The organism is Lebetimonas sp. JH292, assembly GCF_000523275.1.
Classification (GTDB): domain Bacteria; phylum Campylobacterota; class Campylobacteria; order Campylobacterales; family Nautiliaceae; genus Lebetimonas.
Genome location: NZ_ATHQ01000001.1, coordinates 429,071 through 453,770, shown reverse-complemented (window position 1 = coordinate 453,770; position 24,700 = coordinate 429,071). Strand labels below are relative to the sequence as shown.

Genomic DNA, 24,700 nt, shown 5'->3' with positions numbered 1-24,700 from the left:
TTTATTTTTTTCTATAATTTTAGTTAAAAAGGCCATATATGGAATTTCTTTTCAGAAAATTAACTTCAATAAGCGCCACTGTTATTTTATTAATCCTTTCAGCTATTTTTATTGTTTTGTTTTTTTATGCAAAACCTGCTATTAAAGAATACGGATTGCATTTTCTGGTTGACCCGAGATGGGGGGTAACTATTCAAATACCTGTAAAAAACAGCGCAACTGTTCAAAACAATACTAATTCCAATGCTTCTGCGTCTGTGGGAAATAATGAAGATGATTCAGATAATATGTCCGATTCAGATAATGTGGACGCAGCACTCGGTCTTGGCGGGGATGATGTTGACAGTGCAATATCAGGCGGAGGAGAAAATAGCCAAAATTATAAAACAAAAGAAATTTACGGCGGATTGATACCTATTGTAGGAACTATTCTATCAACCATTATAGCTATGCTTTTTGCGGTTCCTATTGCAATGGGTATTGCTATATTTTTAAGCGAGATTGCTATGCCGATGCTTGCCAAACCGGTTGGAATAGCAATAGAACTTCTTGCTGCAATACCGAGTATTATTTACGGTATGTGGGGTCTTTTTTATTTTGGTCCTTTTATTTCACATATTTTCGGAGGGCCCAGTGTCAATTTACTGGTGGCCGGACTGGTGCTTGGCGTTATGATAATTCCATTTATGGCTTCTTTAACGCGTGACAGTATGAATACAACTCCCGATGTATTGAAAGAATCCGCTTATGCTCTTGGGGCTACAAAATTTGAAGTAATTAAAGATGTGATTTTTCCTTATGCAAAAAGCGGAATAATAGGAAGTATTATTTTAGCCCTCGGAAGGGCTCTTGGTGAGACAATGGCTGTTGCGTTTGTAATAGGGGGAGTATTTAATTATCCTAAAAAACTTACCGACCCGACGGTTTCCATCCCTGTGGTTTTGGCAAACTCTTTTGCTGAAAGCAGCGGTATGAGTCTGGCGGCTCTTTTTTATTTATCACTTGTTTTATTTGTTGTATCTTTTATAGTGATAGTAACCGCAAAATTTTATTTTTTAAGGAACAATAAATGAGACTTATAATCAATAAAGTTATTCTATTCCTTTCAACACTTGCTGCAATTTTAGGGCTTCTTTTTCTGTTTTGGATTTTAATTACGTTAACAATTAAGGGTCTTAAATCCCTTGATTTATATATTTTTACACACGATTTGGTGGATAACGGTCTTAGAAATCTCTTTATCGGGCAGTTTATTTTAGCTTTTATTGCTGTAATAATCGGAGTTCCTATCGGAATGTTAGCTGGAATTTATCTGCAGGAGTATTCTTTCGGGAATAAATATGCCCAGTTTATAAGAAATTTAAGTGATGTTATGATGAGTGCGCCTTCCATTGTTATAGGCGTATTTGTTTATGCAATCGTTGTAAATCCCGTGGGTCATATGAATGGATGGGCAGGTAGCATAGCCCTTGCTATTATGATGCTTCCTATTGTTGTAAGAACAACCGATGATATGCTGGGGCTTGTTCCAAAAGAGCTAAGGGAAGCCGGAGTGGCAATAGGTGCACCAAAATATAAGGTAATTTTTGATATAGTAATAAAAGCGGCTAAAACTGGAATTATGACAGGACTTTTACTTGCCTTTGCAAGGATTGCCGGGGAAACGGCGCCGCTACTTTTTACAAGCGGAAACAGCGCTTATTTTACACTTAATTTGAATGAGGAGTTTCCAAGTCTGACTGTTGCAATTTACAATCTTGCAACAATGCCGGATAAACATTTGGTGAATATTGCTTGGGCGGGCGCTTTTTTGCTTACTATTTTTGTATTAATTGTAAATCTGCTTGGAAGATATGTTATTAGAGAAAGGAAAAAATAATGATAAAAGTAATGGATGTCAAAAATTTTTATTTTACTTACGCCGGGGCGGAAAAACCGACTCTTAAAAATATAAATATGCCTATTTATGAAAAAAAAATAACAGCTATGATTGGGCCTAGCGGATGCGGAAAATCCACCCTTTTAAGAAGTTTTAACAGAATCCACGATTTATATCCGGGTAATAAATATGAAGGTGAAATTTTACTTAAAAATAAAGAAACTGATAAAATGGAAAATATTTTAGAATTTAAAAAAGAAAATGAACTTATAGCTCTTCGTCAAAGAGTCGGTATGATTTTTCAAAAACCCACTCCTTTTCCGATGAGTGTTTATGATAATATTGCTTACGGTCTTAAACTTATGGGTAAAAAACAAAACCTTGACGAAAAAGTGGAAGAGGCCTTAAAAGGTGCCGCCTTATGGGATGAGGTAAAAGACAGACTAAAAGATGATGCAAGGGGCTTAAGCGGAGGTCAGCAGCAAAGACTCTGCATTGCAAGGGCAATTGCAGTTGAACCGGAAGTGCTTTTAATGGATGAGCCTACCAGTGCGCTTGATCCGATTTCTACTGTAGCAATTGAAGAACTTGTAACAAAACTTAAAGACACTGTAACTATTGTAATAGTGACTCATAATATGCAGCAGGCAAGCAGGGTCAGTGATTATACCGCTTATATGTATTTGGGCGAACTTATTGAATTTGGAACTACCGAGCAGATATTCCTTTCCCCTAAACAAAAACATACAGCAGATTACATTGCAGGAAAATTCGGATAAGATTTATAGATTAACCGGCAATAATTAGTATAATGTTAAAAAAGGTTTTAAATGAATGTTGTTTTTATGGGAAGTCCCGATTATGCGGTAAAAATACTTGATAATTTAAATAAACATTTTGATGTCTTGGCGGTTTATACCCAGCCTGACAAACCTGTCGGCAGAAAAAAAATATTAACTCCGACGCCTGTTAAAAAATATGCCCTAAAACGTAATATACCGGTTTTTACACCAACAAAACTTAATGCTCATGATTTAAAAATTTTTAAGCCTGATTTTATTGTTGTTGCAGCATATGGGATAATATTAAAAAAAGATGTTTTGGAAATTGCCCCCTGTATAAATCTTCATGCTTCACTTTTACCAAAATACAGGGGTGCGAGTCCTATTCAAAGTGCTGTATTAAACGGCGACAAGTATACGGGTGTTACTTCAATGCTTATGGATAAAGGTCTTGACACCGGCAATATACTGGCATGGGATTATACAGAAGTTAAAAATAAATCAAGTATAGATTTGTTTGATGAACTGGCGGATATTGCAGCAAATCAAATTATTTACACTGTTAAAAATTTTAATAATATAAAACCACTGCCTCAGATAGATGCGCTTAGCTCATATTCCCCTAAAATAAAAAAAGAGGACGGGTTTGTGGATTTTTCATCTGCATTAATTATAGACAGAAAATATAGAGCTTATCAGCCTTGGCCCGGAATATTTTGTGAAAAGTTTAAAATAAATGAAATGAAACTTATTGATATTAATTCAGAAAATGAAAAAGGTAAAATAATTAAGATTGATAATGAAGGTATCGTTGTCGGTTGTGAAAGGGGGGAAATAAAACTCTTTAAAATCCAGGTTTCTGGTAAAAAAGAAGTAAAAGCGGTTGATTATATCAATGGGAAAAGACTTAAAGTTGGAGATAATATATTAAGGTGAGTTGTGAGTTGTGAGCTTGCCCGGCCGCTTGTAAAGCGGCGGGGTGGTGAGTAAACAAGTTGCCAAGAAACCAAGAGAGAAGTGGAAAGTGAAAAGTGTAAAATGAAAATGGGCGAAAATGAGCAATGCGAAAAATGGAGAATTGTAAATGTTGTATGGGAAATTATTTATTTTGATGAGATTGATTCAACCCAAAAATATTTGATTGAAAATATAGATAAATACAATCTTCCTGTTTGTATTTGGAGCGAATATCAGACAGATGGGATTGGAAGCAGGGGAAACAGATGGCTTGGAGAGAGGGGAAATCTGTTTTTTTCATTTGCACTTAACAATAGTTTTGACGTTCCAATTCAAAGTCTTTCGATTTTTTTTGCTTTTGTAATGAAAAAAACATTGGAACATTTTGGTTTAAATTTGTTTATGAAGTGGCCAAATGATTTATATACAAAAGATTTAAAAAAAGTCTGCGGGGTTTTAAGCCATGTTAAAAATGATATTTTAACAGTAGGTATAGGAGTTAATACAAAAAAATCACCCTCAAATAATTTTGCCGGTTTGTATTTGAAAATAAAAAATGATAAAATACTAAAAGGCTTTTTGAAAAACATATATAATTACAGCTGGGAAGAAATTATTAACGAGTATCAAAAAGAATTTGAAAAAACAAAAAATTTATTTGATATAGATGGAATCTTAGAAGATGATGGAAGTTTGAAAATAAAAAATAAAAGGGTTTATTCAAGAAGATGATAGAAATAATTTCTGTAGCGAATCAAAAAGGGGGCGTTGGTAAAACCACCACCGCTGTAAATTTGGCGGCATCAATTGCAATAAACGAAAAAAAAGTTCTTTTGATAGATGCTGATCCTCAGGCAAATACAACATCATCTCTCGGTTTTTATAAAAGCGATTATGAATTTAATCTTTATCATGTGTTAATAGGCTCCAAATCTATAAATGAAGTAATATTAAATACCAAAATTTCAACCCTTGATTTAATTCCTTCCAACATAGGACTTGTAGGGATTGAAAGAGAATTTGACGATTTGGAAGATAAAGAACTGGTTTTAAAGAAAAAATTAAAAGAAATTAAAAATAATTACGATTATATAATTATAGATACACCTCCCACACTCGGAATTATTACAATAAACGCGCTTTCCGCCAGCGACAGTGTGATTATTCCTGTTCAGACGGAATATTTTGCCCTTGAAGGACTGGGGCAGCTTTTACAAACCATAAAACTTTTAAGAAGAACTAAAAATCCGAAACTGGAAATTAAAGGAATTCTTCCTACCATGTACACAAAATCCAATAATCTTTCAAAACAAGTTTTGCATGATATAATAAAACATTTCAGAGATAATATGTTTAAAAGTGATAATAAATTTATAGTAATACCGAGAAATGTCCGTCTTGCAGAAGCTCCGAGCTTTGGTATGCCTGTAATTACATATGATATTAAAAGCTCAGGCGCTCTTGCTTATGAACTGTTGGCAAAATCTATCCTGGAGAAAAACAGATGAAAAGACTGGGTAAAGGGCTTGGAGCTATCTTAGAAGATGTGGAGGCGGGGTATTTAAAAGATTTGCCGGATGAGGGTTTAAAAGAAATTAAAGTAGAAAAAATAAAACCCAATCCATTTCAGCCAAGAAAAGAATTTGATGAAAAATCTATTGAAGAACTTGCACTTTCTATTGACAGATACGGACTTTTACAGCCTATAGTAGTTATAAAAAACAAAGATAATTACATTTTAATAGCTGGAGAGAGGAGACTGAGGGCTTTTAAAAAACTTGGCAAAACAGAAATAAAAGCTTTGATATTGGATTTGGACATTAATGAACTGAGAGAATATGCTTTAATTGAAAATATACAAAGAGAAGATTTAAATCCTGTTGAAATAGCCAAATCATTGCAAAATTTAATGAGCGAACACGGTTACACCCATGAAGAACTTGCAAAAATTGTTTCAAAAAGCAGAAGCTATGTGACAAATTTACTAAGACTTTTGAGCTTACCCGAATTTGTTCAGGAAAAAATAAAAAATAATGAAATCAGTGTCGGACATGCAAAAATTATGTCTAATTTAAATAAAGAAGAATTGGAAGAGGTCATAAATGAAATTAATAATAAAAAATTAAATGTAAGAGAAACAGAAAAACTCGTTAATAAAATAAAAAACAAAGAAACAATACTACCAGAAGTTACAAAGTTGGCCGACAATTTAAAAAAATTGGGCATAAAAGTAGAAATAGGGAATAAATATATTAAAATTATGTGGAAAAATGAAAAAGATATTGAAAAATTAAAAAAATTAATTGAAATAATAAGTTAAAATTATGTTAAAATTTCAAAAAAGGAGAATTAATGCTTGAACTGAATATCTGGTTGATGGTCGGTGTAGCTGTAATTTTTTTGATTACGCTTTATTTGTTAAATGAATGGCTTTTTAAACCGTTGATTAATTTTATGGAAGAAAGAGAAATTAAACTTGCTGAACAGATGAAAATGATTAATGTCAATTCCGAAGAAACCATAAAACTGGAAAACGAGATTAAAGAAATTTTAAAGAAAGCAAAAACTGAGGCCGGCAAAATAAGAGAAGAGGCAAGAGCAAAAGCTTTAGCTCTCTCAGAAGAGCAAAAAGCTCAAAAACAGGCTCAAATAGAAGAAGCAAAAGCAAAACTTGCTGAAGAAATTGAAATTGAAAAAGAGAAAATTTTGAATGAACTCTTAAAAGGAAAAGATGAAATTAAAACAATACTTGAAAATAAAATAAGGAATGTGGCATGAAAAAAATATCCTTTTTAACATTGATTTTAAGTGTGTTTTCATTTGCAGCGGAAGGTGGGATAAGCTCAACCGATTTTATCCCAAGGACGATTAACTTTTTAATTTTTGTTGCAATTTTATGGTATTTGGTTGGAAATAGGGCTGTTGATTTTTTTAAAAAAAGAAAAGAAAATATTGCTTCAAGATTTCAGGAAGTTGAAAATAAATTAAGAGAAGCTAAAGTTAAAAAAGAAGAATTAGAAGCAAAACTTGAAGAAGCTAAAATAACAGCTAAAGAGATAATTGAAAATTCCAAAAACGAAGCTGTTGTTATCTCCAATAAAATTATGGAAGATACAAAAGGTGAACTTGTGGCAATGGATAAACTGTTTGAAGTTTATAAAGAGGGTGAACTCAGAAAAGCCAAAAAAGATGTTGTTAAATTATTTATGAATGAAATCTTTAAAGATATACATATAAGCGGTGAAGATGCTGCAAAACTTATTTTAAAGGCTGCATAATGATAGTTGAAAAATATACAAAAGCTCTTATGGCTTCTTTAAATAAAGAAGAACAAAAAGAAATATTTGAAGCTTTAAAAAAACTGGCTTTTTTAAGCAAAAATTCAAAATTTATGCTTATATTAAAATCTCCCCTTTTAAGCACAGAAGAAAAATTGAAATTTATACAAACTGTTACAGAATGTGAAAATAAAAAATTTATTAATTTTGTTAAAATTTTGAATGAAAATAAAAGAATTGATTTGATTAAAGATATTTTTAAAAATTACCATGCCAAGCTTTCAATTTCAAATAATACTTTTGACGGAACCGCGGAAGGTCATATAAGCGGGGAAACTCTAAAAGCGCTTGAAGATAAACTTGCTTCAAAATTTAATGCTGCGATAAAACTTAGTTTAAAGGAAAAAGATATTAACGGAATTAAAGTTTTTGTTGATGTGTTGAATGTTGAAGTTTCTATAGACGAAAACAGAATTAAACAAGATATAATTACAGATATATTAAAAGCAATCTAAAAGAAAGGAGTATATGTGGTACAAGAAATCACTTCAATAATAAAAGAGAGAATCGAAAATTTCGATTTGAAAGTAGATGTTGAAGAAGTAGGTAAAGTTATTTATTCAGCTGACGGTATTGCTAAAGTTTACGGTCTTACAAATGTTATGGCCGGTGAAATGGTTGAATTTGAAACCGGTGAAAAAGGTATGGTTTTTAACCTTGAAGCAGACAATGTCGGTGTTGTTGTTCTGGGAAGCGGAACAGATATTACCGAAGGAAGCTCTGTAAAAAGACTTGGAAGATTAATTTCCGTGCCGGTTGGCGATGCACTTATCGGCAGAGTTGTGAACGCTTTGGGTGAGCCGATTGACGGAAAAGGGCCTGTCGAAGCTGCCGAATACAGATATGTGGAAGAAAAAGCGCCTGGAATTATGGCAAGAAAATCTGTTCACGAACCGCTTCAAACAGGTTTAAAAGCAATCGATGCGCTTGTACCGATTGGAAGAGGACAAAGAGAGCTTATAATCGGGGACAGACAAACGGGTAAAACCACTGTTGCAATTGATACTATAATCAACCAAAAAGGTCAGGATGTTATTTGTATTTATGTTGCGGTAGGTCAGAAACAGTCAACTGTTGCAAACATAGTAAGAACACTTGAAGAACACGGTGCAATGGAATATACAATTGTTGTAAACGCAAGTGCAAGTGAAGCGGCGTCTCTTAAATTCTTAGCACCTTATGCAGGTGTTACAATGGGAGAATATTTCAGAGACAACGGAAAACACGGATTGATTGTATATGACGATTTAAGCAAACATGCGGATGCATACAGAGAAATGTCACTTTTACTTAGAAGACCACCGGGAAGGGAAGCATATCCAGGGGATGTATTTTATTTGCATTCAAGACTTCTTGAAAGAGCTGCGAAATTAAGCGATAAATTAGGAGCGGGAAGTTTAACAGCTTTGCCTATTATTGAAACAAAAGGCGGGGATGTTGCGGCATACATTCCGACAAATGTAATTTCAATTACAGACGGACAAATTTTCCTTGAAACAGATTTATTCAATAAAGGTATAAGACCTGCAATTAATGTCGGTTTATCAGTCTCAAGGGTTGGAGGAGCCGCTCAGATTAAGGCGATGAAACAGGTTGCCGGTACTCTAAGACTGGATTTGGCTCAATACAGAGAACTTGAGGCATTTGCACAATTCGCAAGTGATTTGGATGAAGCGAGCAGAAAACAGTTAGAGCGTGGACAAAGATTGGTTGAAATTCTAAAACAGCCTGCCAACCAGCCTTTACCGGTAGAAAAACAGGTTGTAATTATTTATGCCGGGACAAAAGGGTATCTTGATGATATTTCTGTAAGAAGTATAAGAAAATTTGAAGATGAGCTTTATCCGTTTGTAGAAGCAAAATATCCTCAGATTTTTGAAAATATCAGAAGTAAAAAACAAATAGATGCCGAAACAGAAGAGATATTGAAAAAAGCTTTAGAAGAATTTAAAACTCAGTTTGAGGGATAATAAATGGCAACCTTAAAAGAATTAAAACAAAAAATAAGCAGTGTTAAAAACACTCAAAAAACAACCAGGGCGATGAAGCTGGTTTCTACCGCTAAATTAAAAAGAGCGGAAGAAGCTTTGATTCGCTCAAGGGAATATGCCAAAAAGATAGATGAAGTAATGCATGAAATATCATCTAAACTCAGCGCAGTTAAGGATGTTATCGATTTAAGGGCGTTTGCAAAAGTAAACACTCAAAAAATCGATTTAATTGTCATTACCGCCGACAAAGGTCTTTGTGGAGGATTTAATATCCATACAATCAAGGAGACCTTAAATCTTATAAAAGAATTAAAAGACAAAAAAGCTAAAATCAGACTAAAAGTAATAGGGAAAAAAGCAATTGAATATTTTAAATTTATGGGAATAGAAATGAGTGAGGAAATTATAGGCCTCAGTTCCGCCCCTGATTACGAAAAGGCTAAAGAAATTATAGAAACGAGTTATAATGACTTTATTCAAAACAATATAGATAACATTATACTTGTTCATAACGGATATGTGAATAAATTGACTCAAAAAGTAGAAGTAAAAGAGCTTTTACCAATTGAAGTGGAAGAAGAAGAAAGCAATGTTTATCTTGAGGTTGAACCAGATCAGGATTATGAAATTATTTTAGAGACATTAGTCAAACAGTATTTGGAATATTCACTTTATTTTGCTTTGCTTGATTCTCTTGCTGCGGAACACAGTGCCAGAATGCAGGCAATGGATGCGGCAACAAACAATGCAAAAGATATGGTTCATCAATTAACACTTCAGTTTAATAAAGTCAGACAGGAAAATGTTACAAGAGAATTGATTGAAATAGTAACTGCTATTGAAGCAATGAAAAAATAAAGGAGTAATATGGAAGGTAAAGTTTTACAAGTCTTAGGTCCTGTAGTTGATGTAGAATTTGAAGAAAATCTACCGGCTATTAACGAGGCTTTATATGTAGAGTTTGAAGCAGAAGGTAAAAAGAAAAAAGTAGTCTTGGAAGTTGCCGCTCAAATAGGAGACAATATTGTAAGAACAGTTGCAATGGATTTGACTGACGGACTTGTCAGAGGCACAAAAGTGGTTTCAACAGGTGCACCTATATCTGTTCCTGTAGGTGAAGTAGTGCTTGGAAGAATCTTTAATGTTACCGGTGATGTGATTGATGAAGGTGAACCGGTCCCTGCAGATGCGCCAAGATGGTCTATTCACAGAGCAGCTCCTGCGTTTGAAGACCAGTCAACAAAAATGGAAATTTTTGAAACAGGTATTAAAGTAGTGGATTTGTTATGCCCTTATATGAAAGGTGGTAAAACAGGTCTGTTCGGTGGTGCCGGTGTTGGTAAAACGGTTATTATTATGGAACTTATCCATAATGTTGCATATAAACACAGCGGATATTCAGTATTTGCCGGAGTAGGTGAAAGAACAAGGGAAGGAAACGACCTCTATAACGAAATGAAAGAAAGCGGCGTTTTGGATAAAGTTGCTTTGTGCTACGGTCAGATGAACGAACCTCCAGGATGTAGAAACAGGGTTGCTATGAGCGGTCTTACTATGGCTGAATATTTCAGAGACGAAGAGCACAGGGATGTATTGATGTTTATCGACAATATTTTCAGATTTGCCCAAGCGGGTGCGGAAATGTCAGCGCTTCTTGGAAGAATTCCAAGTGCGGTTGGTTATCAGCCTACACTTGCAACAGAAATGGGAAGACTGCAAGAAAGAATTACATCAACTAAAAACGGTTCAATTACATCTATCCAGGCAGTATATGTTCCTGCGGATGACTTGACAGACCCGGCGCCTGCAAATGTATTTGCACACTTGGATGCGACAACCGTTCTTAACAGAAAAATTGCTGAAAAAGGTATTTATCCGGCAGTTGATCCGCTTGATTCTACAAGTAGAATTCTTGACCCTCAAATTGTCGGAGAAGAACATTATAAAGTAGCAAGAGAAGTTCAGGAAGTATTGCAAAAATATAAAGATCTTCAAGATATTATTGCAATTTTGGGTATGGATGAACTTAGCGAGGAAGATAAATTAATTGTTGCAAGAGCCAGAAAAATTGAAAAATTCCTATCTCAGCCGTTCTTTGTAGCTAAAGTATTTACAGGTGCAGACGGTAGATATGTAGAACATGATAAAACTATTGCCGGATTTAAAGAAATTCTTGACGGAAAAGTTGACGATTTACCTGAAAATGCGTTCTATATGGTGGGAGATTTAGACGAAGCTAAGGAAAAAGCCGAAAAAATGAAGGCTAAATAAAGGTAAAATATGAAAGTAGAAATTGTAACACCTCTTGGCAAAGTTTATGAAGGTGAAGTTAAAGAAGCATATTTCCCCGGAATAGAAGGGGAATTCGGTGTATTGGACAATCATGCACCGCTTGTTACTTCTCTTCATCCCGGAATTATCACTTTAATTAAACCTGACGGTAAAAAAGAGATTATCGCTATTGATAAAGGATATGTTGAAGTAGCCCCCGATCATACCAATGTTTTAATTTCATCTGCCGTTCCTGTTACGGGACCCGATGAAAGTGAAATTGCCAAAAAAATGGAAGAGGCTAAAAAACTTCTAAAAGAAGCTATTTCAAGTGACGCTCTTTACGCAGATGTTGAAGCAAAGATAGAGAGTGCTATTAGATAAGGTTCTTAGCAATCCTGTAAACATCGTTGTTTTGGGATGGCTTGGAATTTATCTTTTTTTTGTTTTTTTTGTTTTTTTTTATAAATATTTAACTTTGTCTTCCTGGATAAAAAATGAAGAGGAATCATTAAATTCTTTACTTATGAGTAATAATTTTTCTATTAAGTCTTCTTTAAAAAGCTGTATTGAAAATTCAAAAGAGATAAATAAATATTCTTTTGATGCATGCATTGAAGCAGCCAAAAAAAAGGCAAATAATTTTATAGTTTTTTTAAGTATTGTTGCATCTACTGCCCCTTTTATTGGACTTTTCGGAACTGTAATAGGTATACTTGACGCATTTAATTCTATGGAAAAGGTTACCACTATCAATATGATTGCACCTTCTATTGCAGATGCCTTAATTGCAACGGCCGTTGGTATAATTACCGCTGTTCCCGCTTATAGTTTTCATCAGATTCTCTCTAAAAAAATAGAAGATTTGGAAAGTATTTTAAAAATACAAAAGGATGTATATCTCAGCAGATGAAAAAACCTGAACTTAATATTACTCCTTTTGTGGATATTATGCTTGTGCTGTTGGCAATTTTAATGGTTTCAGTAACCATGAACACATATCAGGAAAAAAGCGTTAATCTGCCAAAAGGAAGCAGAACATCCCCGGCTGTAAAAAAAGCGGCAATTAATATAGTTATCAATAAAAATTTAAAAGTTTATGTCAATAAGGAAGAATTACCGTTTAAAAATTTTTTGGAAAATTTCAATTTAAAATACGGGAATTTTAATAAAAATGCTTTAGTTTATATTGCGGCAGATAAAGATATAAAATATAAAGATTTTATGAAAATATATGCGGCTGTTGTTAAAACAGGCTTTACACAAATAGGGCTTCTTACCCAATGAGAATCCTTGTATCTTTTTTTCTTACATTAATTGTATATTCTGTAATTATCTTTTTTTTTGTGCTTATTTATAAACAAACCAAGAAAAAAAAGGAAGTTTTAATACACACCGCAATTATAGTTCCTGCAAATAAAAAATCTATTATAAACAGTCCTAAAAGCACTGTCAAAAAGCAGATTATTAAACAAAAAAATAAGCCGGTAAAAAAAATTGTAAAAAAAATAAAAAAAGGTTCACATTCCGCTTTTACAAAAGGCGGAAAAAATATAAAAATTAACGATATTTTTAAAGCGGTTAATTATAATGTTGATACAGAAAAAATAAAGCGTAAATCACAGCTTGATATGAGCAGGTATAAAGGGATTGAAGAAGAATTAAAAAAAGTGAAAACCATTAATTTTAATGTTTCTTTAATCGGGGGAGGGGGAAATTTAAGCGATAAAGAAATTGAAAATTTAATAGTTAAAAAGCTCTCTCCTCTTTGGAATAACATTTCCAATATAATTGGAGAATATGCTAAAATAAACATTGTGTTTGACGGCAGTAAAACCAATGCTTATATATTGGAAAGTAATCTGGATGAATACAGACAGCGGGAACTGATTGGGGAAATAGAAAAATTAACATTTGATAAAAAATTTAATATTACGGTAAAATTTATAACAAAGGCCAATAAATGATTAAAAAATTACTATTATGTTTTATATTTGCAATATCACTTTTTGCAAATGAAATTGTAATTACAAAATATCTGCAAAATAAGCCTCATATATCGATAGAATTCAGAGGAGATAAAAATGTTTTAAAAATTCTTAATATGGATTTAAAGGTGCTTGATCATTTTAATTACTCTTTTAATGACACTAACGCCTCTTTTAAATTAAACTTTGAATATAAAAATAAAACATTAAAAGTAAAATATATAAACAACAATAATATTGTTTTAACCAAAATTTATAAATCAAATACATATGCGTTTTTCCCTTTTTTGGTACATAAAGCCGTATATGATTTAAACAGATATTTTAATCTGCCCGATGCAAAATTTTTAATCAGAAAAGTTGTTTATTCCATGCTTGTTGCGCCAAAAGAAGCAAATATTTATATATCCGATTATACGCTTTCTTATAAAAAAAGATTGATTAGCGGAGGGCTCAATATTTTCCCCAAATGGGCGGATAAAAAACAAAGCACAATTTATTATACAAAACTTGGAAGATATGCCGTAATATATAAATATAATATTTATACCGGGAAAAAAGAAAAAATTTTAACTTCACCGGGCCTTGCAATTGTATCTGATGTAAAAGGAAATAAAATTTTATTGACATTGGCCCCTGAAGGGCTTCCGGATGTTTATGAATATGATATAAACACTAAAAAATTAATAAGGCTTACAACATATTCTGGTATAGATGTAAGCGGCAAATTTTGGGGAGATAATTATGATAAAATAGTATTTGTAAGTGACAGGTACGGCATACCCCTTGTTTTTTCAAAAGATTTAAAAAGTGGGAATGTATCGAGAGTTTTATATCAGGGTAAAAATCAAATAGGTGTTGATACATATAAAAATTATCTTGTTGTGAGTGTAAGAGAAACAAACAACGCTTTTAAAAGCAATACATTTAATCTTTTTTTGATTAATAAAGATGATGACAGCTTAAAAAGACTTACATTCGGCGGTCAGAATATGTATGCCAATTTTTCTGTTGACGGAAATTCTGTAATGTTTATAAAAAGAGAGAATTTTTTCAGTAAAATTGGTATAATACGTTTAAATGAAAACAAGGTTTTTTATTATAAGTTGCCAAAAATATTACAATCATTTGACTGGTAAAGGAGAAAAAATGAAAAAAAAATTATTGGTAGGTGTAGCAGCGGCAGTTTTGTTTTTAGCGGGATGTTCTAAACAACCGAGTTTGGAAAATGCTCAAAATGTAAATACCGGGGCACAGTCACAGCAAACAGAACAAAATGTAAATGCAAATGCAAATGCTACAGAGCAAAATGCGAGTGTAAATACCGAAAATGCAAACGTTGAAGAAGAAACATTGGGAGGAGCAAAAGTTAGTGCACAAAACGCAAATGAAGAATTTGCAAAAAAACTCTCAGGTATAGTAATTTATTTTGATTTTGACAAATACAACATAAGAGCTGACCAGTGGCCGAAAGTGGAAAAATTGGCAGAACTTATTAAAAACAATCCATCTAATTACACTATAAGAATTGAAGGTAACTGTGATGAATGGGGAACAGAAGAATATAATTATGCTTTAGGTCTAAAAAGGGCAAACAGCGTAAAAAATGCGCTTATAAAACTTGGTGTTGATCCTAAAAAATTAACTGTAATCAGTTATGGTGAATTAAATCCGGTATGTACAGCTCATGCCAAATGGTGCTGGAGATTAAACAGAAGGGATAATTTTACTTATCTTCCATAATTTAGATACAATTCCTTAAAAAAGGAATTGTATGAAAAAACTTCTTTTTTTACTTCCGTTATTATTATTTGCAGATGTTAACCCTTTTAATGCCGGTAATTTAAATTCTCCCAATCCTTACGGTTTAACACCTGATGAAAAAGCTATATTAAATAATAAAAAATCAATAAACAATATACAGAAAAATATAAATTCATTAAAAAATGAGTTAAAAAAAATAAAAAATGATTTTACACAAAAATTTGTCCAATATGACGAAACTATTAATGATTTGAAGGATAAATCCCAGGCAATCAAGACAATGCTTGATGAAATAGATTTATTAAATAACAATATGGTTAATATAAAAAAGCGTATATCAAATCTTGAGGCCAATATTAGCGGTTTGGAAAACAATATTACAGTATTAAACAACAATTATTCCAAATTAAAAGAGAGTATAAATGAAATAGTGAAAATACAAAATCAGAATTTTAAATACCTGACGTCTTCTATTCAGGATATTTTAAATCAGATAAAAAAACAAAATATTTCACCTAAAGCTGCATACAAAAAAGCAAAAAAATTATATTTTTCAGATAAATTAGAGAAAGCTAAAAATTTGTTTTTAATATCACTGAATTCAAATTATATGCCGGCGACTAGCAGCTTTTATCTGGGTGAAATATCTTTTAAAGAGAAAAATTATAAAGATGCTTTGGCATTTTATAAAAAAAGTATAACTCTTTATCCTAAAAAAACCTCTTTTACCGATAAGCTTTTATATCATACAGGTATAAGCTTTGAAAAACTCGGAATGAAAAAAGAGGCTTTGCTTACATTTGAAAAACTGATTAACGATTTTAAAAATTCAAAATATTCCAGGTTGGCAAAAAAAGAGTTGGAAAAATTAAAATAATATGTTATACTGCTTAAAAATAATAAAGGAACATTATGGCAGAAGTTTATTCAATAGAATATACAGTGAAAAACTCTGAAGGTGAAATTGTTGATACCAATAAAGGACAGGCTCCGCTCGAATTTGTAGCAGGAAAAGGACAAATTATTCCTGGTCTTGAAAAAGAAATAGTAAATATGCAAGCCGGAGAAGAAAAAAGCGTAACTGTACCTGCGGGTGAAGCTTACGGGGAAAGAAACGAAGAAGCTGTTCAAACTCTTCCAAGAGAACAATTCGAAGGAATTGAACTTCAAAAAGGTATGACACTTTACGGTCAGTCTCCTGACGGGCAAACTATTGCGGTAACAGTAAAAGATTTTGACGATCAAAATGTTACAATAGATTATAATCATCCGTTAGCAGGGGAAGATTTATATTTTGACGTAAAAGTTGTAGGTAAAAGAGAAGCAACGGCAGACGAAGCTTTAACAGGTCAGGTCGGTGGAAATGCGTGTGAATGTGGGGAAGGATGCGGATGCCATTAGGCTACCTCTCTTTTTATATTAATTAGTGTCTGACGCTATTATGTAAGAGAAATAATATTTATTAATTTAATTAATTCTTCTTTTATTTTTTATATCGTGCACTGATTTGTTATATTTTTATCTTTGAAGTAATTTTTATATATTACTACCATTTAATCAGTTCTTTCATTTTTCACTTTTCACTTTGTTATAATTACATAAAAAAAGGAATGAAATGAAACTTGGTCTTTTATTCCCGGGACAGGGCAGCCAGTTTATTGGGATGGGAAAAGATTTTTATGAAAATTCAGAAATAGCCCGTGAAATGTTTGAAATTGCAAGCGATGCAATAAAAATTGATTTTAAAAAACTGATGTTTGAGGAAAATGATGAAATTAATAAAACCGAATTCACCCAGCCGGCAATTTTATTGTATTCAGCAATAGCTTTTAAACTTTTTGAGACAAACAGGGATTTTACTTATAATTTTTCACTTGGTCATTCATTGGGCGAATTTAGCGCACTTTTTAGTGCCGGCGCCTTTGATTTGGCTGATGCCATTAAATTAGTGCATAATAGAGGTAAATTAATGAATGCGGCTTTTAAAGATAAAATCGGGAGTATGATGGTGGTTTTGGGGCTTGATGACAATGCAGTGGAAGAAGTCTGTAAAAATTCAAATCTTCGGGTGTGGCCTGCAAATTATAACAGTGACGGACAGATTGTAATAGCCGGAATTAGAGATGATTTAATTAAATTGGAAGAAATTTTAAAAGAAAAAGGTGCTAAAAGGGTAATGCTTCTTAATATGAGTGTGGCAAGTCATTGTCCACTGCTTGAAAGTGCAACCGAACCTTTAAGGGAATTATTGGAAGAATCATTAAAAAATGAATTTAAAGATGTTGTAAGCAATGTAACTGCAAAAAAATATAATACTAAACAAAAAGCGTTAGAAGTTTTACCGATTCAGCTTACAAAGCCTGTTTTATATAAACAGTCAATCAAAAATTATGAAGATGAAGCAGACTTTTTTGTAGAATTCGGGGGAAAAGTTTTAATGGGTATAAACAGAAAAATTACAAAGAAAAAAACATATCCTATTACAGATATGGCGGGTCTTGAGAAGGTATTAGCGTTATGAAAATAGCTTTAGCACAGATAAAATCGAAACTAAGCCCCGATAATTTAAATAAACACATTGAATATGTAAATAAAACGGATGCCGATTTGATTATTTTCCCGGAACTCAGTATGAACGGATATAAAATAAAAGACGCCCTGCTTGAAGATGCTTTTAATGTAGATTTTTTTAAAAGGCTTCAATTTAATAAAGATGTGGTATTGGGTGCCGCTTTAAAAATAAACAGCAAAATATATAATAGTGCCGTTTATTTGGGAAAAGAATTAATAATTCATAATAAAAAATATCTGCCAACTTACGGGGTATTTGAAGAGGGCAGATTTTTCTTCAACGGTAGTGAGTTTAACAGTTTTAATACAAAATTCGGCAAAACTGTTATGTTTATATGTGAAGATGTATTTAGCAGCGATGCAATTGATTTTGTGGCAAAAGAGAAACCGGATTTAATTATTGTAATTTCAGCTTCCCCAGCCAGGGAATTTAAAGATAAAAAACTGTTAATTGAGGAACAGTGGGAAAGTATTTTAAAAACAATGGCAATTTTAAGCGGTGGATATGTTGCTTTTTGCAATCGTGTAGGATTTGAAGACGGTCTTGGATTTTGGGGGGGAAGCAGAGTTGTTAATCCAAAGGGTGAAATTGAAATAAAATCGGAATATTTTGAAGAAGAATTGATTGAATGCGAATTAAATAATAAACTGACCTTTACCCAAAAATATTTTTTAAGGAAAAACTGATGGTAGCTATTATGTGTGCTATGAGGGAGGAACTTGAACCCATTTTAAAATATTTAAAATTAAAAGAAGTTGTAGAATACGCAAATAATAAGTTTTATATTGCTAAATTTAGAAAAATTGATTTGGTTTTGGCTTATTCTAAAATAGGCAAAGTAAACGCCGCTTTAACCGCCTCTGTTTTAATAGAAAAATTCAATGCCGAAATTTTACTTTTCAGCGGTGTTGCAGGTGCAATTGAACGGGATTTAAAAATAGGGGATTTAATTATTGCCACAAAAACATGCCAGCATGATATTGATTTAACGGTGTTTGGTTATGAACCGGGGTTTATTCCGGAGAGTCAGGTTTTTTTTGATTGTGATGAAGAATTAAATAATATTGCTAAAAAAGTTGCAAGAAATTTAAATATAAAATTAAAAGAAGGAATTATTGCAAGCGGAGATCAGTTTATCCATTCACGTGAGCGTAAAGAGTGGATTGCCAAAACATTTAAAGCAAGTGCCATTGAAATGGAAGGAGGAGCGGTAGGATGTGTATGTTTTAATGAAAATGTTCCTTTTTTTATGTTAAGGGCCATAAGTGACAGTGCAGAAGAAGGCGCCGGAGGAGATTTTGATAAATTTTTAGAAGAGAGCAGCAAAGTAAGCGCCAAATTTTTAATAGAAATGCTGAAAGTTATGGAAGATTGAAAATGAGCGAAAATGAGCAAAGCGAATTAAGCTCACCCGGCCGTTTGAAAAACGGCCATGGTGGAAAATGGATAATGGGCTGCTTGAAAAGCGGCCATGGTGAAAAATGTAAAATTAAAAAAGGAATTTTATGAAAAATAAATTAGTTGTAATGTTTTTGACTCTTTTGATAATGATAGCAATAACGCCTTTTGTTTTTTCAAAACTTATGAATTCAAAATTTGACACCATGCTTTTGAGCTTGCAACAGCAACAGGGAATAAAAATAAAAGAAATTAAAAACAAAAGTGGATATTTAAAAACAGACAGGATTTTTTTGGTGGATATTCCGGGTAAAAAACTGAATAATAATTTTATTAAAGATTTATATTTTAAAGTGGAAACAACATTTAACAATCTGCCTGTTACAAAAGTTAATTTTAAAGGTGTTTTGGAAAAAATTGATTTAAATGATAAAGCAGACGAAGCTAAAATAAACACTTTATTTGACAAAAAAATCAAATTTTTTGCAACTACTCCTAATTTTAAGGTTTATACTTATAAATTTGAAGATATAAATTTGCCGTTTAACCACATAAATGCTGGGGTTAAAGATATTAAAGGAATTCTTGAATACAGTGAAATTGTCAATAATAAATTAAATATTGGTGATGTGTATTTAAAAATGAAAAATGTGTTGTTGGAAATTAAAAATATCAAAAACAGCTCATTTTATAAAAAAGACAATTTTAAAAGTGAAAATAATTTTAATGTGTTTTTAAATTTTGGAAAAAACAGGTTTCAAATAGAAAACATTCATACCCTTACTAATACAGATTTTAAAGGAAAAACAAATATAATAAGCAAATTTTCTTTTGATAAATTTATAAGCGATTATTTAAATATAAACCAGTTTATGTTAAATGTAAATATTTCAAAATTGGATACGAAATCATTAATTTCAATTGCAAATACAAATGATGTCAATATAACTAAAGAATTGACATTTGAACTTTTAAAAAAAGGATTTGAAATTAATTTAAATTCCAAGGTTAAAAATATTGAGGTTGCAAAAAAAGATTTGGGATATTTTTTAATTGACGCCGATTTAAAAATAAAACCTGATAATAATCTGCAAAAAGATTTAGAGGAAAATAATTTAAGTTTTTTAAATTCCCATATTTATTACGAGAGTTCGCCAGAAATAGCCACAGTTCTTATGAATTTATTTCCTAAAAGCGCATTTGTTTTTGCTCTTGCCGGGAAAAAGGGCGGAAAAGTTATACTTAATATAAATTTGAAAAATTCAAAACTGTTTGTCAATGGGGAAGAAATTAAGTGAATCCCATAAAAGATATATTTTTTTCTAAAAAAGTTACAAAATTTGTAGGGCGTGTTCAGGGGGAGTTTGAGCTTATTAAATCGGGCGATAAGGTTTTAGTGGCATTTAGCGGAGGAAAAGATTCTTTTGTATTACTTCATGTGTTAAAAAGAATGCAGCTTATTGCACCTTTTAATTTTGATTTGGCTGCTGTTACTATAGATGCAGGGAGTGGAATAGATTATACCCCTTTGAAAGAGCATTGTGAAAAATTCGGAATTGAATATATCTGGTATAAAACACCTATTTTTGAAATTTTGGAAGAAAAAAAGCGTCCCGGGTCGTCTCCCTGTAGTTTTTGTGCAAGAATGAGAAGAGGTGCACTTTATACAAAAGCAAAAGAGCTTGGATATAATAAATTGGCTTTAGGGCATCATTTTGACGATGCGGTGGAAACTTTTTTTATGGGACTTTTTTATAACGGTATAATGCGTTCAATGCCTCCAAAATATAGAGCTTATACAGGGCTTGATGTAATCAGGCCTATGATAAAAGTTCGGGAAAAATGGATAGAATATATGGCAAATAAAAATAATTTTCCAATAATCAGTGGAGAAGAGAGCTGTCTTGCATTTAAAGCAAGTGACGGCAAAGAACCGTATGCAAGGGAAAAAATAAAAAACTGGCTTAAAGTTATGGAAAAAGAAAATCCAAAACTCTTTCAAAGACTTGAGAGCGCATTTTCAAATATCGACTGTGATACTTTTTTTATGAAGGAATATTTAAAGTGAGGGTATTGCTCGGAATCAGTGGAGGGGTGGACAGTGCTGTAAGTGCTTATCTTTTAAAACAAAAAGGTTATGAAGTAATCGGCATATATATGAAAATGCATAAACTCAATCATTCTCAAAATTTAAAAAAAATAGAAAAATTATCTAAAAAAATCGGATTTGAATATTTTGTTGAGGACGTGGAGGAAGAATTTAAAAAAGAAGTGTATGAATATTTTGTAAAAAGTTATGAAGAAGGTTCTACCCCCAATCCCTGTGCTATGTGTAATATAAAAATAAAATTTGGAATTTTTATGAAATTTTTGGAAAAATATAAATGCGAGAAAGCGGCGACAGGGCATTATGTAAGAAACGACGGGAAATTTCTATATGAAGCAAAAGATAAAAACAAAGACCAAAGTTATTTTTTATTCGGTATAAAAAAAGAAGTGCTTCCCAAACTTATTTTTCCTTTGGGAAATTACAGCAAAGATGAAATAAAAGCAATTGCAAAAGAAATAGGACTTGATGAATTTGCGTCCCAGAAAGAATCTCAGGATATTTGTTTTATAGACACGAATTATATAGATGTTCTTAAAAATCATTTCAAACCCGAAAAAAAAGGAATGGTTATAGACAAAAAAGGCAAAAAAATAGGGTACCACAGGGGTTATGCTTTTTATACCATAGGTCAGAGAAAAGGCTTTAATTTATTTAAATCACACAAGCCCCAGTATGTTATTGGCATTGATTCAAAAATGAACAAACTGATTGTAGGCGATAAAGCGGATTTGGAAAAAAGAGTGGTTTTTTTAAAAGGTGTAAATTTGTTTATAGAAAAAAATGAATTTGCAGCTCTTTCAAAAGTCAGATACCGTGCCCCTAAATTACCTTCTGTTGTAAAGATGGAAACAAAAAGCAAAGCAGTGGTTAAATTTCTTGAACCTGTAATTGGAGTTGCAAAAGGTCAGGCGTGTGTATTTTATGATGGAGAAAAACTTCTCGGCGGTGGATGGATAAGAGGGGCGAAGAGATAGTAAGTGGTGAGTTGTGAATGGTGAATAATGAATGTAGGAAAAAATTTTGGTAACATTTCAATAATAAAATGAAGGAGAGAAAAATGAAATTTAAACTTTTCAGCGGAACAGCCAATCCGAAAGTTGCTCAGGATATAGCCGATTATTTGGACAGGCCGCTCAGTAAAATTACCGTTAACAGATTCAGCGACGGGGAAATTAATGTTCAAATAGGTGAAAGTGTCAGGGGAATTGACTGTTTTATTGTTCAGCCGACTTGTGCTCCGGCAAATGATAATTTAATGGAGCTTCTTATTATTACAGATGCCATGAGAAGGGCAAGTGCAAACAGTATTACCGCAATTATCCCTTATTTCGGTTATGCGAGACAGGACAGAAAAGCCGCCCCGAGGGTTCCAATCAGTGCAAAGCTTGTTGCAAATATGATGGAAAAAGCAGGAATTGACAGAGTTGTTACAATTGACCTGCATGCCGGTCAAATTCAGGGCTTTTTTGATATACCCGTGGATAATTTATACGGAAGTATTCTCTTTTTTGAATATTTTAAGGAAAAACATTTAAAAAATCCTATAATTGCCTCTCCTGATATAGGTGGTGTTGCAAGAGCCAGATATTTTGCAAGCAAATTGGGTCTTGATATGGTAATAGTTGATAAAAGAAGGGAAAAAGCCAATGTAAGCGAAGTTATGAACATTATAGGCGATGTTAAAGGCAAAGACGTAATTTTAATAGACGATATGATTGATACGGCAGGCACTATCTGCCATGCCGCAAAAGCACTTAAGGAAAAAGGTGCAGTTTCCGTAATGGCTTTTGCAACCCACGGCGTACTCAGCGGTCCCGCAATTGACAGAATAAAAAATTCCGTTTTGGATGAAGTCATAATAAGTGACACAATACCTTTCAAAAAAACCTGTAAAAAAATAAAAATTCTCTCAACAGCAAAACTTTTTGCAGAGGTGATAAGAAGAATCGTATATAATGAAAGTGTAAACAAACTTTTTAGTTAATGTATACTGTTAAAAATTTAAGTGCGGCAAGCATTGAAATCAAAAATTCAAAATTTCACTCTTTTCTTGTCCCTTACAATGAATTTGAAAAAAAACTTGCAGAGCTTAAAAATATCCATAAAAAGGCAAATCATTTTGTAACAGCTTTTAGATATTTAAATAAAAGCAATCAGATTATAGAACATTCAAATGATGACAAAGAGCCAAGAGGAAGCGCGGGCAGGCCCACTCTCAAAGTACTTCAGGGATATGATTTGATAAATGTGGGCATTGTTACTATAAGATATTTCGGAGGGATATTGCTCGGTGTGGGAAACCTTGCGAGGGCATACAGCGACGCTGCAAAAAATGCTGTTTTAAATGCTAAAATTATTGAATACAAAGATATTTTTGAATACACTTTCGAAGTTGATTATGATAAAACAAAAAAAATAGAATATTTAATTAAAAAATTCAATATTTTTGTAATTGAGAGAGGTTTTGGAACAGAGGGGATTGAATATATAATAAGAGACGATATTGAAAAAATTAATCTTATAAAGGAAAACCTGTGAAAAAATTATTTTTACTGTTAATATTTTTAAGTTCCCTTTTTGCAATTTCTGAAAATAATATTTTGGCACTCAGCTGGCAAAACGGATTTTGCAGGGTTCATCCGAAAAATCCTGTGTGTTTGACAAGGAAAAGAGGGGATTATTCGCTGACGCATTTTAGTGTGCACGGGCTTTGGCCGAAAAAAGAATACTGTGCTTACAAACCTATGAATCTGGATAAAAATTTTATGAAAATTTTGATTAAATATATGCCCGGGGCAAAGTTTTCTCTTGCAAAGCATGAATGGAAAAAACACGGAACCTGTTTTGGAAGCGATGCTAAAACATATTTTACTACGGCCATTAAATTAGATCAGCAGTTTAATGAAACATTTATTCAGCAGTTTTTTGTAATGCATATGGGAAGCAGCGTATCTTTGGCAAGAATAAGATGGATATTCGGGCAGGTTTTCGGAAAAAGTAATTCAAGAAAATTTCAGCTTGTTTGCAAAGACGGATTTATTACGGAAATCAGGATTAATTTAAGAGGCAATCCCGTTAAGGAAGATTTATATGAACTTATAGACAATGCTAAAGATATGCATAAAAAGCAGTGTCAAAGAGGTGTTATAGCTTTTCCGTAAAAATTTAAAACAATTTAATATATCCGATATATAAAATTCCAGCCATTATCCCCCCAAAAATTCCGGCGACAATATCATCTCCCATTACTCCAAGCCCGCCGGGGGCTTTTTTATCTATCTTCCCTATAATGGAAGGCTTGCTTATATCCAATAACCTAAAAGAAACAAATGCTAAAAATAATTTAATTAACGTGTCTTTTTCTAAATCCCCAAACATCCCGATTGAAATCAAAACTCCTGCAAATTCGTCAATCACAATTCTTTTGTCATCGTGTATCCCGCCCGCTTTTTCATAATCATTTGTAAATTTAATTCCTATAATGCTAAAAAGTATTATTAAAAGCCAAATTGTTATGTAAGGATTTGGAAAAAATTTTATTATTATATACGCTAAAATTGTAGCTACAAGACTTCCCCATGTTCCCGGTACTTTTGGAAGAAGTCCGGAATAAAAGCCTGTTAATATAAACCACTTAAATTTATTAAATT

General features: G+C 32.4%; 32 protein-coding genes. 31 read left to right on the top strand and 1 reads right to left on the bottom strand.

Translation table 11 applies throughout. The features are described 5' to 3' along the window. Positions 1-38: 38 nt before the first annotated feature. From pstC to DZ64_RS0102570, 31 genes are all read left to right on the top strand, one after another. Complete coding sequence (pstC, locus tag DZ64_RS0102720) at positions 39-1,073, top strand: phosphate ABC transporter permease subunit PstC (RefSeq protein WP_024789342.1); 1,035 nt, start codon at positions 39-41, stop codon at positions 1,071-1,073. Beyond that, on the top strand, positions 1,070-1,879 hold the full coding sequence (pstA, locus tag DZ64_RS0102715; protein WP_024789341.1) for a phosphate ABC transporter permease PstA: 810 nt from the start codon (positions 1,070-1,072) through the stop codon (positions 1,877-1,879). The genes pstC and pstA overlap by 4 nt, the downstream gene beginning before the upstream one ends. Beyond that, positions 1,879-2,658 (top strand): phosphate ABC transporter ATP-binding protein PstB, encoded by a 780-nt coding sequence (gene pstB / locus DZ64_RS0102710; RefSeq protein WP_024789340.1) that lies wholly within the window; start codon positions 1,879-1,881, stop codon positions 2,656-2,658. Before pstA ends, pstB begins: the two co-directional genes overlap by 1 nt. Before the next feature lie 51 nt (positions 2,659-2,709). Continuing rightward, complete coding sequence (gene fmt, locus DZ64_RS0102705; RefSeq protein ID WP_024789339.1) at positions 2,710-3,597, top strand: methionyl-tRNA formyltransferase; 888 nt, start codon at positions 2,710-2,712, stop codon at positions 3,595-3,597. A gap of 102 nt (positions 3,598-3,699) precedes the next feature. Continuing rightward, complete coding sequence (locus DZ64_RS0102700) at positions 3,700-4,350, top strand: biotin--[acetyl-CoA-carboxylase] ligase (protein ID WP_024789338.1); 651 nt, start codon at positions 3,700-3,702, stop codon at positions 4,348-4,350. Further along, entirely contained in the window at positions 4,347-5,126 is a 780-nt protein-coding gene (locus tag DZ64_RS0102695) for a ParA family protein (protein ID WP_024787111.1), read from the top strand. Before DZ64_RS0102700 ends, DZ64_RS0102695 begins: the two co-directional genes overlap by 4 nt. Continuing rightward, entirely contained in the window at positions 5,123-5,938 is an 816-nt protein-coding gene (locus DZ64_RS0102690; protein ID WP_024789337.1) for a ParB/RepB/Spo0J family partition protein, read from the top strand. The genes DZ64_RS0102695 and DZ64_RS0102690 overlap by 4 nt, the downstream gene beginning before the upstream one ends. Before the next feature lie 32 nt (positions 5,939-5,970). After that, positions 5,971-6,396 carry an ATPase gene (locus tag DZ64_RS0102685; protein WP_024789336.1) on the top strand — a complete coding sequence of 142 codons (426 nt, stop codon included), beginning with the start codon at positions 5,971-5,973 and terminating at the stop codon, positions 6,394-6,396. Continuing rightward, positions 6,393-6,896, top strand: a complete 504-nt coding sequence (locus DZ64_RS0102680; protein WP_024789335.1) for an ATP synthase F0F1 subunit B — start codon at positions 6,393-6,395, stop codon at positions 6,894-6,896. Before DZ64_RS0102685 ends, DZ64_RS0102680 begins: the two co-directional genes overlap by 4 nt. After that, positions 6,896-7,411 carry a F0F1 ATP synthase subunit delta gene (locus DZ64_RS0102675; protein ID WP_024789334.1) on the top strand — a complete coding sequence of 172 codons (516 nt, stop codon included), beginning with the start codon at positions 6,896-6,898 and terminating at the stop codon, positions 7,409-7,411. The genes DZ64_RS0102680 and DZ64_RS0102675 overlap by 1 nt, the downstream gene beginning before the upstream one ends. A gap of 15 nt (positions 7,412-7,426) precedes the next feature. Further along, positions 7,427-8,926, top strand: a complete 1,500-nt coding sequence (gene atpA / locus DZ64_RS0102670) for a F0F1 ATP synthase subunit alpha (RefSeq protein ID WP_024789333.1) — start codon at positions 7,427-7,429, stop codon at positions 8,924-8,926. 3 nt (positions 8,927-8,929) lie between these two features. Continuing rightward, positions 8,930-9,805 carry an ATP synthase F1 subunit gamma gene (gene atpG, locus DZ64_RS0102665; RefSeq protein ID WP_024789332.1) on the top strand — a complete coding sequence of 292 codons (876 nt, stop codon included), beginning with the start codon at positions 8,930-8,932 and terminating at the stop codon, positions 9,803-9,805. Positions 9,806-9,814: 9 nt separating this feature from the next. Further along, positions 9,815-11,218, top strand: a complete 1,404-nt coding sequence (gene atpD, locus DZ64_RS0102660; protein WP_024789331.1) for a F0F1 ATP synthase subunit beta — start codon at positions 9,815-9,817, stop codon at positions 11,216-11,218. A gap of 9 nt (positions 11,219-11,227) precedes the next feature. Then, entirely contained in the window at positions 11,228-11,602 is a 375-nt protein-coding gene (atpC, locus tag DZ64_RS0102655; RefSeq protein WP_024789330.1) for an ATP synthase F1 subunit epsilon, read from the top strand. Continuing rightward, complete coding sequence (locus DZ64_RS0102650; protein ID WP_024789329.1) at positions 11,589-12,131, top strand: MotA/TolQ/ExbB proton channel family protein; 543 nt, start codon at positions 11,589-11,591, stop codon at positions 12,129-12,131. The genes atpC and DZ64_RS0102650 overlap by 14 nt, the downstream gene beginning before the upstream one ends. Next, entirely contained in the window at positions 12,128-12,505 is a 378-nt protein-coding gene (locus tag DZ64_RS0102645; protein WP_024789328.1) for a biopolymer transporter ExbD, read from the top strand. The genes DZ64_RS0102650 and DZ64_RS0102645 overlap by 4 nt, the downstream gene beginning before the upstream one ends. Continuing rightward, on the top strand, positions 12,502-13,185 hold the full coding sequence (locus DZ64_RS0102640; protein ID WP_024789327.1) for a hypothetical protein: 684 nt from the start codon (positions 12,502-12,504) through the stop codon (positions 13,183-13,185). Before DZ64_RS0102645 ends, DZ64_RS0102640 begins: the two co-directional genes overlap by 4 nt. Beyond that, complete coding sequence (locus tag DZ64_RS0102635) at positions 13,182-14,345, top strand: translocation protein TolB (RefSeq protein ID WP_035003063.1); 1,164 nt, start codon at positions 13,182-13,184, stop codon at positions 14,343-14,345. The genes DZ64_RS0102640 and DZ64_RS0102635 overlap by 4 nt, the downstream gene beginning before the upstream one ends. Before the next feature lie 10 nt (positions 14,346-14,355). Further along, entirely contained in the window at positions 14,356-14,949 is a 594-nt protein-coding gene (locus DZ64_RS0102630; RefSeq protein ID WP_024789325.1) for an OmpA family protein, read from the top strand. A gap of 31 nt (positions 14,950-14,980) precedes the next feature. After that, positions 14,981-15,847, top strand: coding sequence for a tetratricopeptide repeat protein (locus DZ64_RS0102625; protein WP_024789324.1), 867 nt, complete (start codon positions 14,981-14,983; stop codon positions 15,845-15,847). Between the two features lie 35 nt (positions 15,848-15,882). Next, positions 15,883-16,371: a peptidylprolyl isomerase gene (locus DZ64_RS0102620; RefSeq protein WP_024789323.1), complete on the top strand. Its 489-nt coding sequence runs from the start codon at positions 15,883-15,885 to the stop codon at positions 16,369-16,371. A gap of 214 nt (positions 16,372-16,585) precedes the next feature. Then, a complete protein-coding gene (gene fabD / locus DZ64_RS0102615; RefSeq protein WP_024789322.1) occupies positions 16,586-17,491 on the top strand; it encodes an ACP S-malonyltransferase in 906 nt (301 codons plus the stop codon). Next, complete coding sequence (locus tag DZ64_RS0102610; RefSeq protein WP_024789321.1) at positions 17,488-18,228, top strand: nitrilase-related carbon-nitrogen hydrolase; 741 nt, start codon at positions 17,488-17,490, stop codon at positions 18,226-18,228. The genes fabD and DZ64_RS0102610 overlap by 4 nt, the downstream gene beginning before the upstream one ends. Further along, positions 18,228-18,917, top strand: a complete 690-nt coding sequence (locus DZ64_RS0102605; protein ID WP_035003061.1) for a 5'-methylthioadenosine/adenosylhomocysteine nucleosidase — start codon at positions 18,228-18,230, stop codon at positions 18,915-18,917. The genes DZ64_RS0102610 and DZ64_RS0102605 overlap by 1 nt, the downstream gene beginning before the upstream one ends. Further along, positions 18,914-19,051, top strand: a complete 138-nt coding sequence (locus DZ64_RS13100; RefSeq protein WP_236618633.1) for a hypothetical protein — start codon at positions 18,914-18,916, stop codon at positions 19,049-19,051. The genes DZ64_RS0102605 and DZ64_RS13100 overlap by 4 nt, the downstream gene beginning before the upstream one ends. Beyond that, positions 19,048-20,238 carry a hypothetical protein gene (locus tag DZ64_RS0102595; RefSeq protein WP_024789319.1) on the top strand — a complete coding sequence of 397 codons (1,191 nt, stop codon included), beginning with the start codon at positions 19,048-19,050 and terminating at the stop codon, positions 20,236-20,238. Before DZ64_RS13100 ends, DZ64_RS0102595 begins: the two co-directional genes overlap by 4 nt. Next, positions 20,235-21,008 (top strand): ATP-binding protein, encoded by a 774-nt coding sequence (locus DZ64_RS0102590; protein WP_084021772.1) that lies wholly within the window; start codon positions 20,235-20,237, stop codon positions 21,006-21,008. The genes DZ64_RS0102595 and DZ64_RS0102590 overlap by 4 nt, the downstream gene beginning before the upstream one ends. Beyond that, on the top strand, positions 21,005-22,024 hold the full coding sequence (gene mnmA, locus DZ64_RS0102585; RefSeq protein ID WP_024789318.1) for a tRNA 2-thiouridine(34) synthase MnmA: 1,020 nt from the start codon (positions 21,005-21,007) through the stop codon (positions 22,022-22,024). Before DZ64_RS0102590 ends, mnmA begins: the two co-directional genes overlap by 4 nt. A gap of 83 nt (positions 22,025-22,107) precedes the next feature. Further along, positions 22,108-23,034 carry a ribose-phosphate pyrophosphokinase gene (locus tag DZ64_RS0102580; protein ID WP_024789317.1) on the top strand — a complete coding sequence of 309 codons (927 nt, stop codon included), beginning with the start codon at positions 22,108-22,110 and terminating at the stop codon, positions 23,032-23,034. Next, entirely contained in the window at positions 23,034-23,588 is a 555-nt protein-coding gene (locus DZ64_RS0102575) for a YigZ family protein (RefSeq protein WP_024787088.1), read from the top strand. The genes DZ64_RS0102580 and DZ64_RS0102575 overlap by 1 nt, the downstream gene beginning before the upstream one ends. Then, positions 23,585-24,211, top strand: a complete 627-nt coding sequence (locus DZ64_RS0102570) for a ribonuclease T (RefSeq protein WP_024789316.1) — start codon at positions 23,585-23,587, stop codon at positions 24,209-24,211. Before DZ64_RS0102575 ends, DZ64_RS0102570 begins: the two co-directional genes overlap by 4 nt. 4 nt (positions 24,212-24,215) lie before the next feature. Here DZ64_RS0102570 and DZ64_RS10510 read toward each other — a convergent pair whose 3' ends face one another. Next, the gene (locus DZ64_RS10510) at positions 24,216-24,677 is read right to left on the bottom strand and encodes a phosphatidylglycerophosphatase A (RefSeq protein WP_035003058.1); all 462 of its coding nucleotides are present in this window, start codon (positions 24,675-24,677) and stop codon (positions 24,216-24,218) included. Positions 24,678-24,700: the final 23 nt, after the last annotated feature.

Excerpts from the sequence above, each read along its gene's own strand:
- DZ64_RS0102675 (WP_024789334.1), top strand. The coding sequence starts at position 6,896 with ATGATAGTTGAAAAATATACAAAAGCTCTTATGGCTTCTTTAAATAAA.
- atpG (WP_024789332.1), top strand. The coding sequence starts at position 8,930 with ATGGCAACCTTAAAAGAATTAAAACAAAAAATAAGCAGTGTTAAAAAC.
- DZ64_RS0102640 (WP_024789327.1), top strand. The coding sequence starts at position 12,502 with ATGAGAATCCTTGTATCTTTTTTTCTTACATTAATTGTATATTCTGTA.
- DZ64_RS0102575 (WP_024787088.1), top strand. The coding sequence starts at position 23,034 with ATGTATACTGTTAAAAATTTAAGTGCGGCAAGCATTGAAATCAAAAAT.
- DZ64_RS0102690 (WP_024789337.1), top strand. The coding sequence starts at position 5,123 with ATGAAAAGACTGGGTAAAGGGCTTGGAGCTATCTTAGAAGATGTGGAG.
- DZ64_RS0102620 (WP_024789323.1), top strand. The coding sequence starts at position 15,883 with ATGGCAGAAGTTTATTCAATAGAATATACAGTGAAAAACTCTGAAGGT.
- DZ64_RS0102580 (WP_024789317.1), top strand. The coding sequence starts at position 22,108 with ATGAAATTTAAACTTTTCAGCGGAACAGCCAATCCGAAAGTTGCTCAG.
- DZ64_RS0102595 (WP_024789319.1), top strand. The coding sequence starts at position 19,048 with ATGAAAAATAAATTAGTTGTAATGTTTTTGACTCTTTTGATAATGATA.
- atpC (WP_024789330.1), top strand. The coding sequence starts at position 11,228 with ATGAAAGTAGAAATTGTAACACCTCTTGGCAAAGTTTATGAAGGTGAA.
- fabD (WP_024789322.1), top strand. The coding sequence starts at position 16,586 with ATGAAACTTGGTCTTTTATTCCCGGGACAGGGCAGCCAGTTTATTGGG.
- DZ64_RS0102685 (WP_024789336.1), top strand. The coding sequence starts at position 5,971 with ATGCTTGAACTGAATATCTGGTTGATGGTCGGTGTAGCTGTAATTTTT.
- DZ64_RS0102630 (WP_024789325.1), top strand. The coding sequence starts at position 14,356 with ATGAAAAAAAAATTATTGGTAGGTGTAGCAGCGGCAGTTTTGTTTTTA.
- DZ64_RS0102680 (WP_024789335.1), top strand. The coding sequence starts at position 6,393 with ATGAAAAAAATATCCTTTTTAACATTGATTTTAAGTGTGTTTTCATTT.
- DZ64_RS0102605 (WP_035003061.1), top strand. The coding sequence starts at position 18,228 with ATGGTAGCTATTATGTGTGCTATGAGGGAGGAACTTGAACCCATTTTA.
- DZ64_RS0102635 (WP_035003063.1), top strand. The coding sequence starts at position 13,182 with ATGATTAAAAAATTACTATTATGTTTTATATTTGCAATATCACTTTTT.
- pstB (WP_024789340.1), top strand. The coding sequence starts at position 1,879 with ATGATAAAAGTAATGGATGTCAAAAATTTTTATTTTACTTACGCCGGG.
- DZ64_RS0102625 (WP_024789324.1), top strand. The coding sequence starts at position 14,981 with ATGAAAAAACTTCTTTTTTTACTTCCGTTATTATTATTTGCAGATGTT.
- DZ64_RS0102645 (WP_024789328.1), top strand. The coding sequence starts at position 12,128 with ATGAAAAAACCTGAACTTAATATTACTCCTTTTGTGGATATTATGCTT.
- pstA (WP_024789341.1), top strand. The coding sequence starts at position 1,070 with ATGAGACTTATAATCAATAAAGTTATTCTATTCCTTTCAACACTTGCT.
- fmt (WP_024789339.1), top strand. The coding sequence starts at position 2,710 with ATGAATGTTGTTTTTATGGGAAGTCCCGATTATGCGGTAAAAATACTT.
- DZ64_RS0102610 (WP_024789321.1), top strand. The coding sequence starts at position 17,488 with ATGAAAATAGCTTTAGCACAGATAAAATCGAAACTAAGCCCCGATAAT.
- DZ64_RS0102700 (WP_024789338.1), top strand. The coding sequence starts at position 3,700 with ATGAAAATGGGCGAAAATGAGCAATGCGAAAAATGGAGAATTGTAAAT.
- pstC (WP_024789342.1), top strand. The coding sequence starts at position 39 with ATGGAATTTCTTTTCAGAAAATTAACTTCAATAAGCGCCACTGTTATT.
- DZ64_RS0102695 (WP_024787111.1), top strand. The coding sequence starts at position 4,347 with ATGATAGAAATAATTTCTGTAGCGAATCAAAAAGGGGGCGTTGGTAAA.
- atpD (WP_024789331.1), top strand. The coding sequence starts at position 9,815 with ATGGAAGGTAAAGTTTTACAAGTCTTAGGTCCTGTAGTTGATGTAGAA.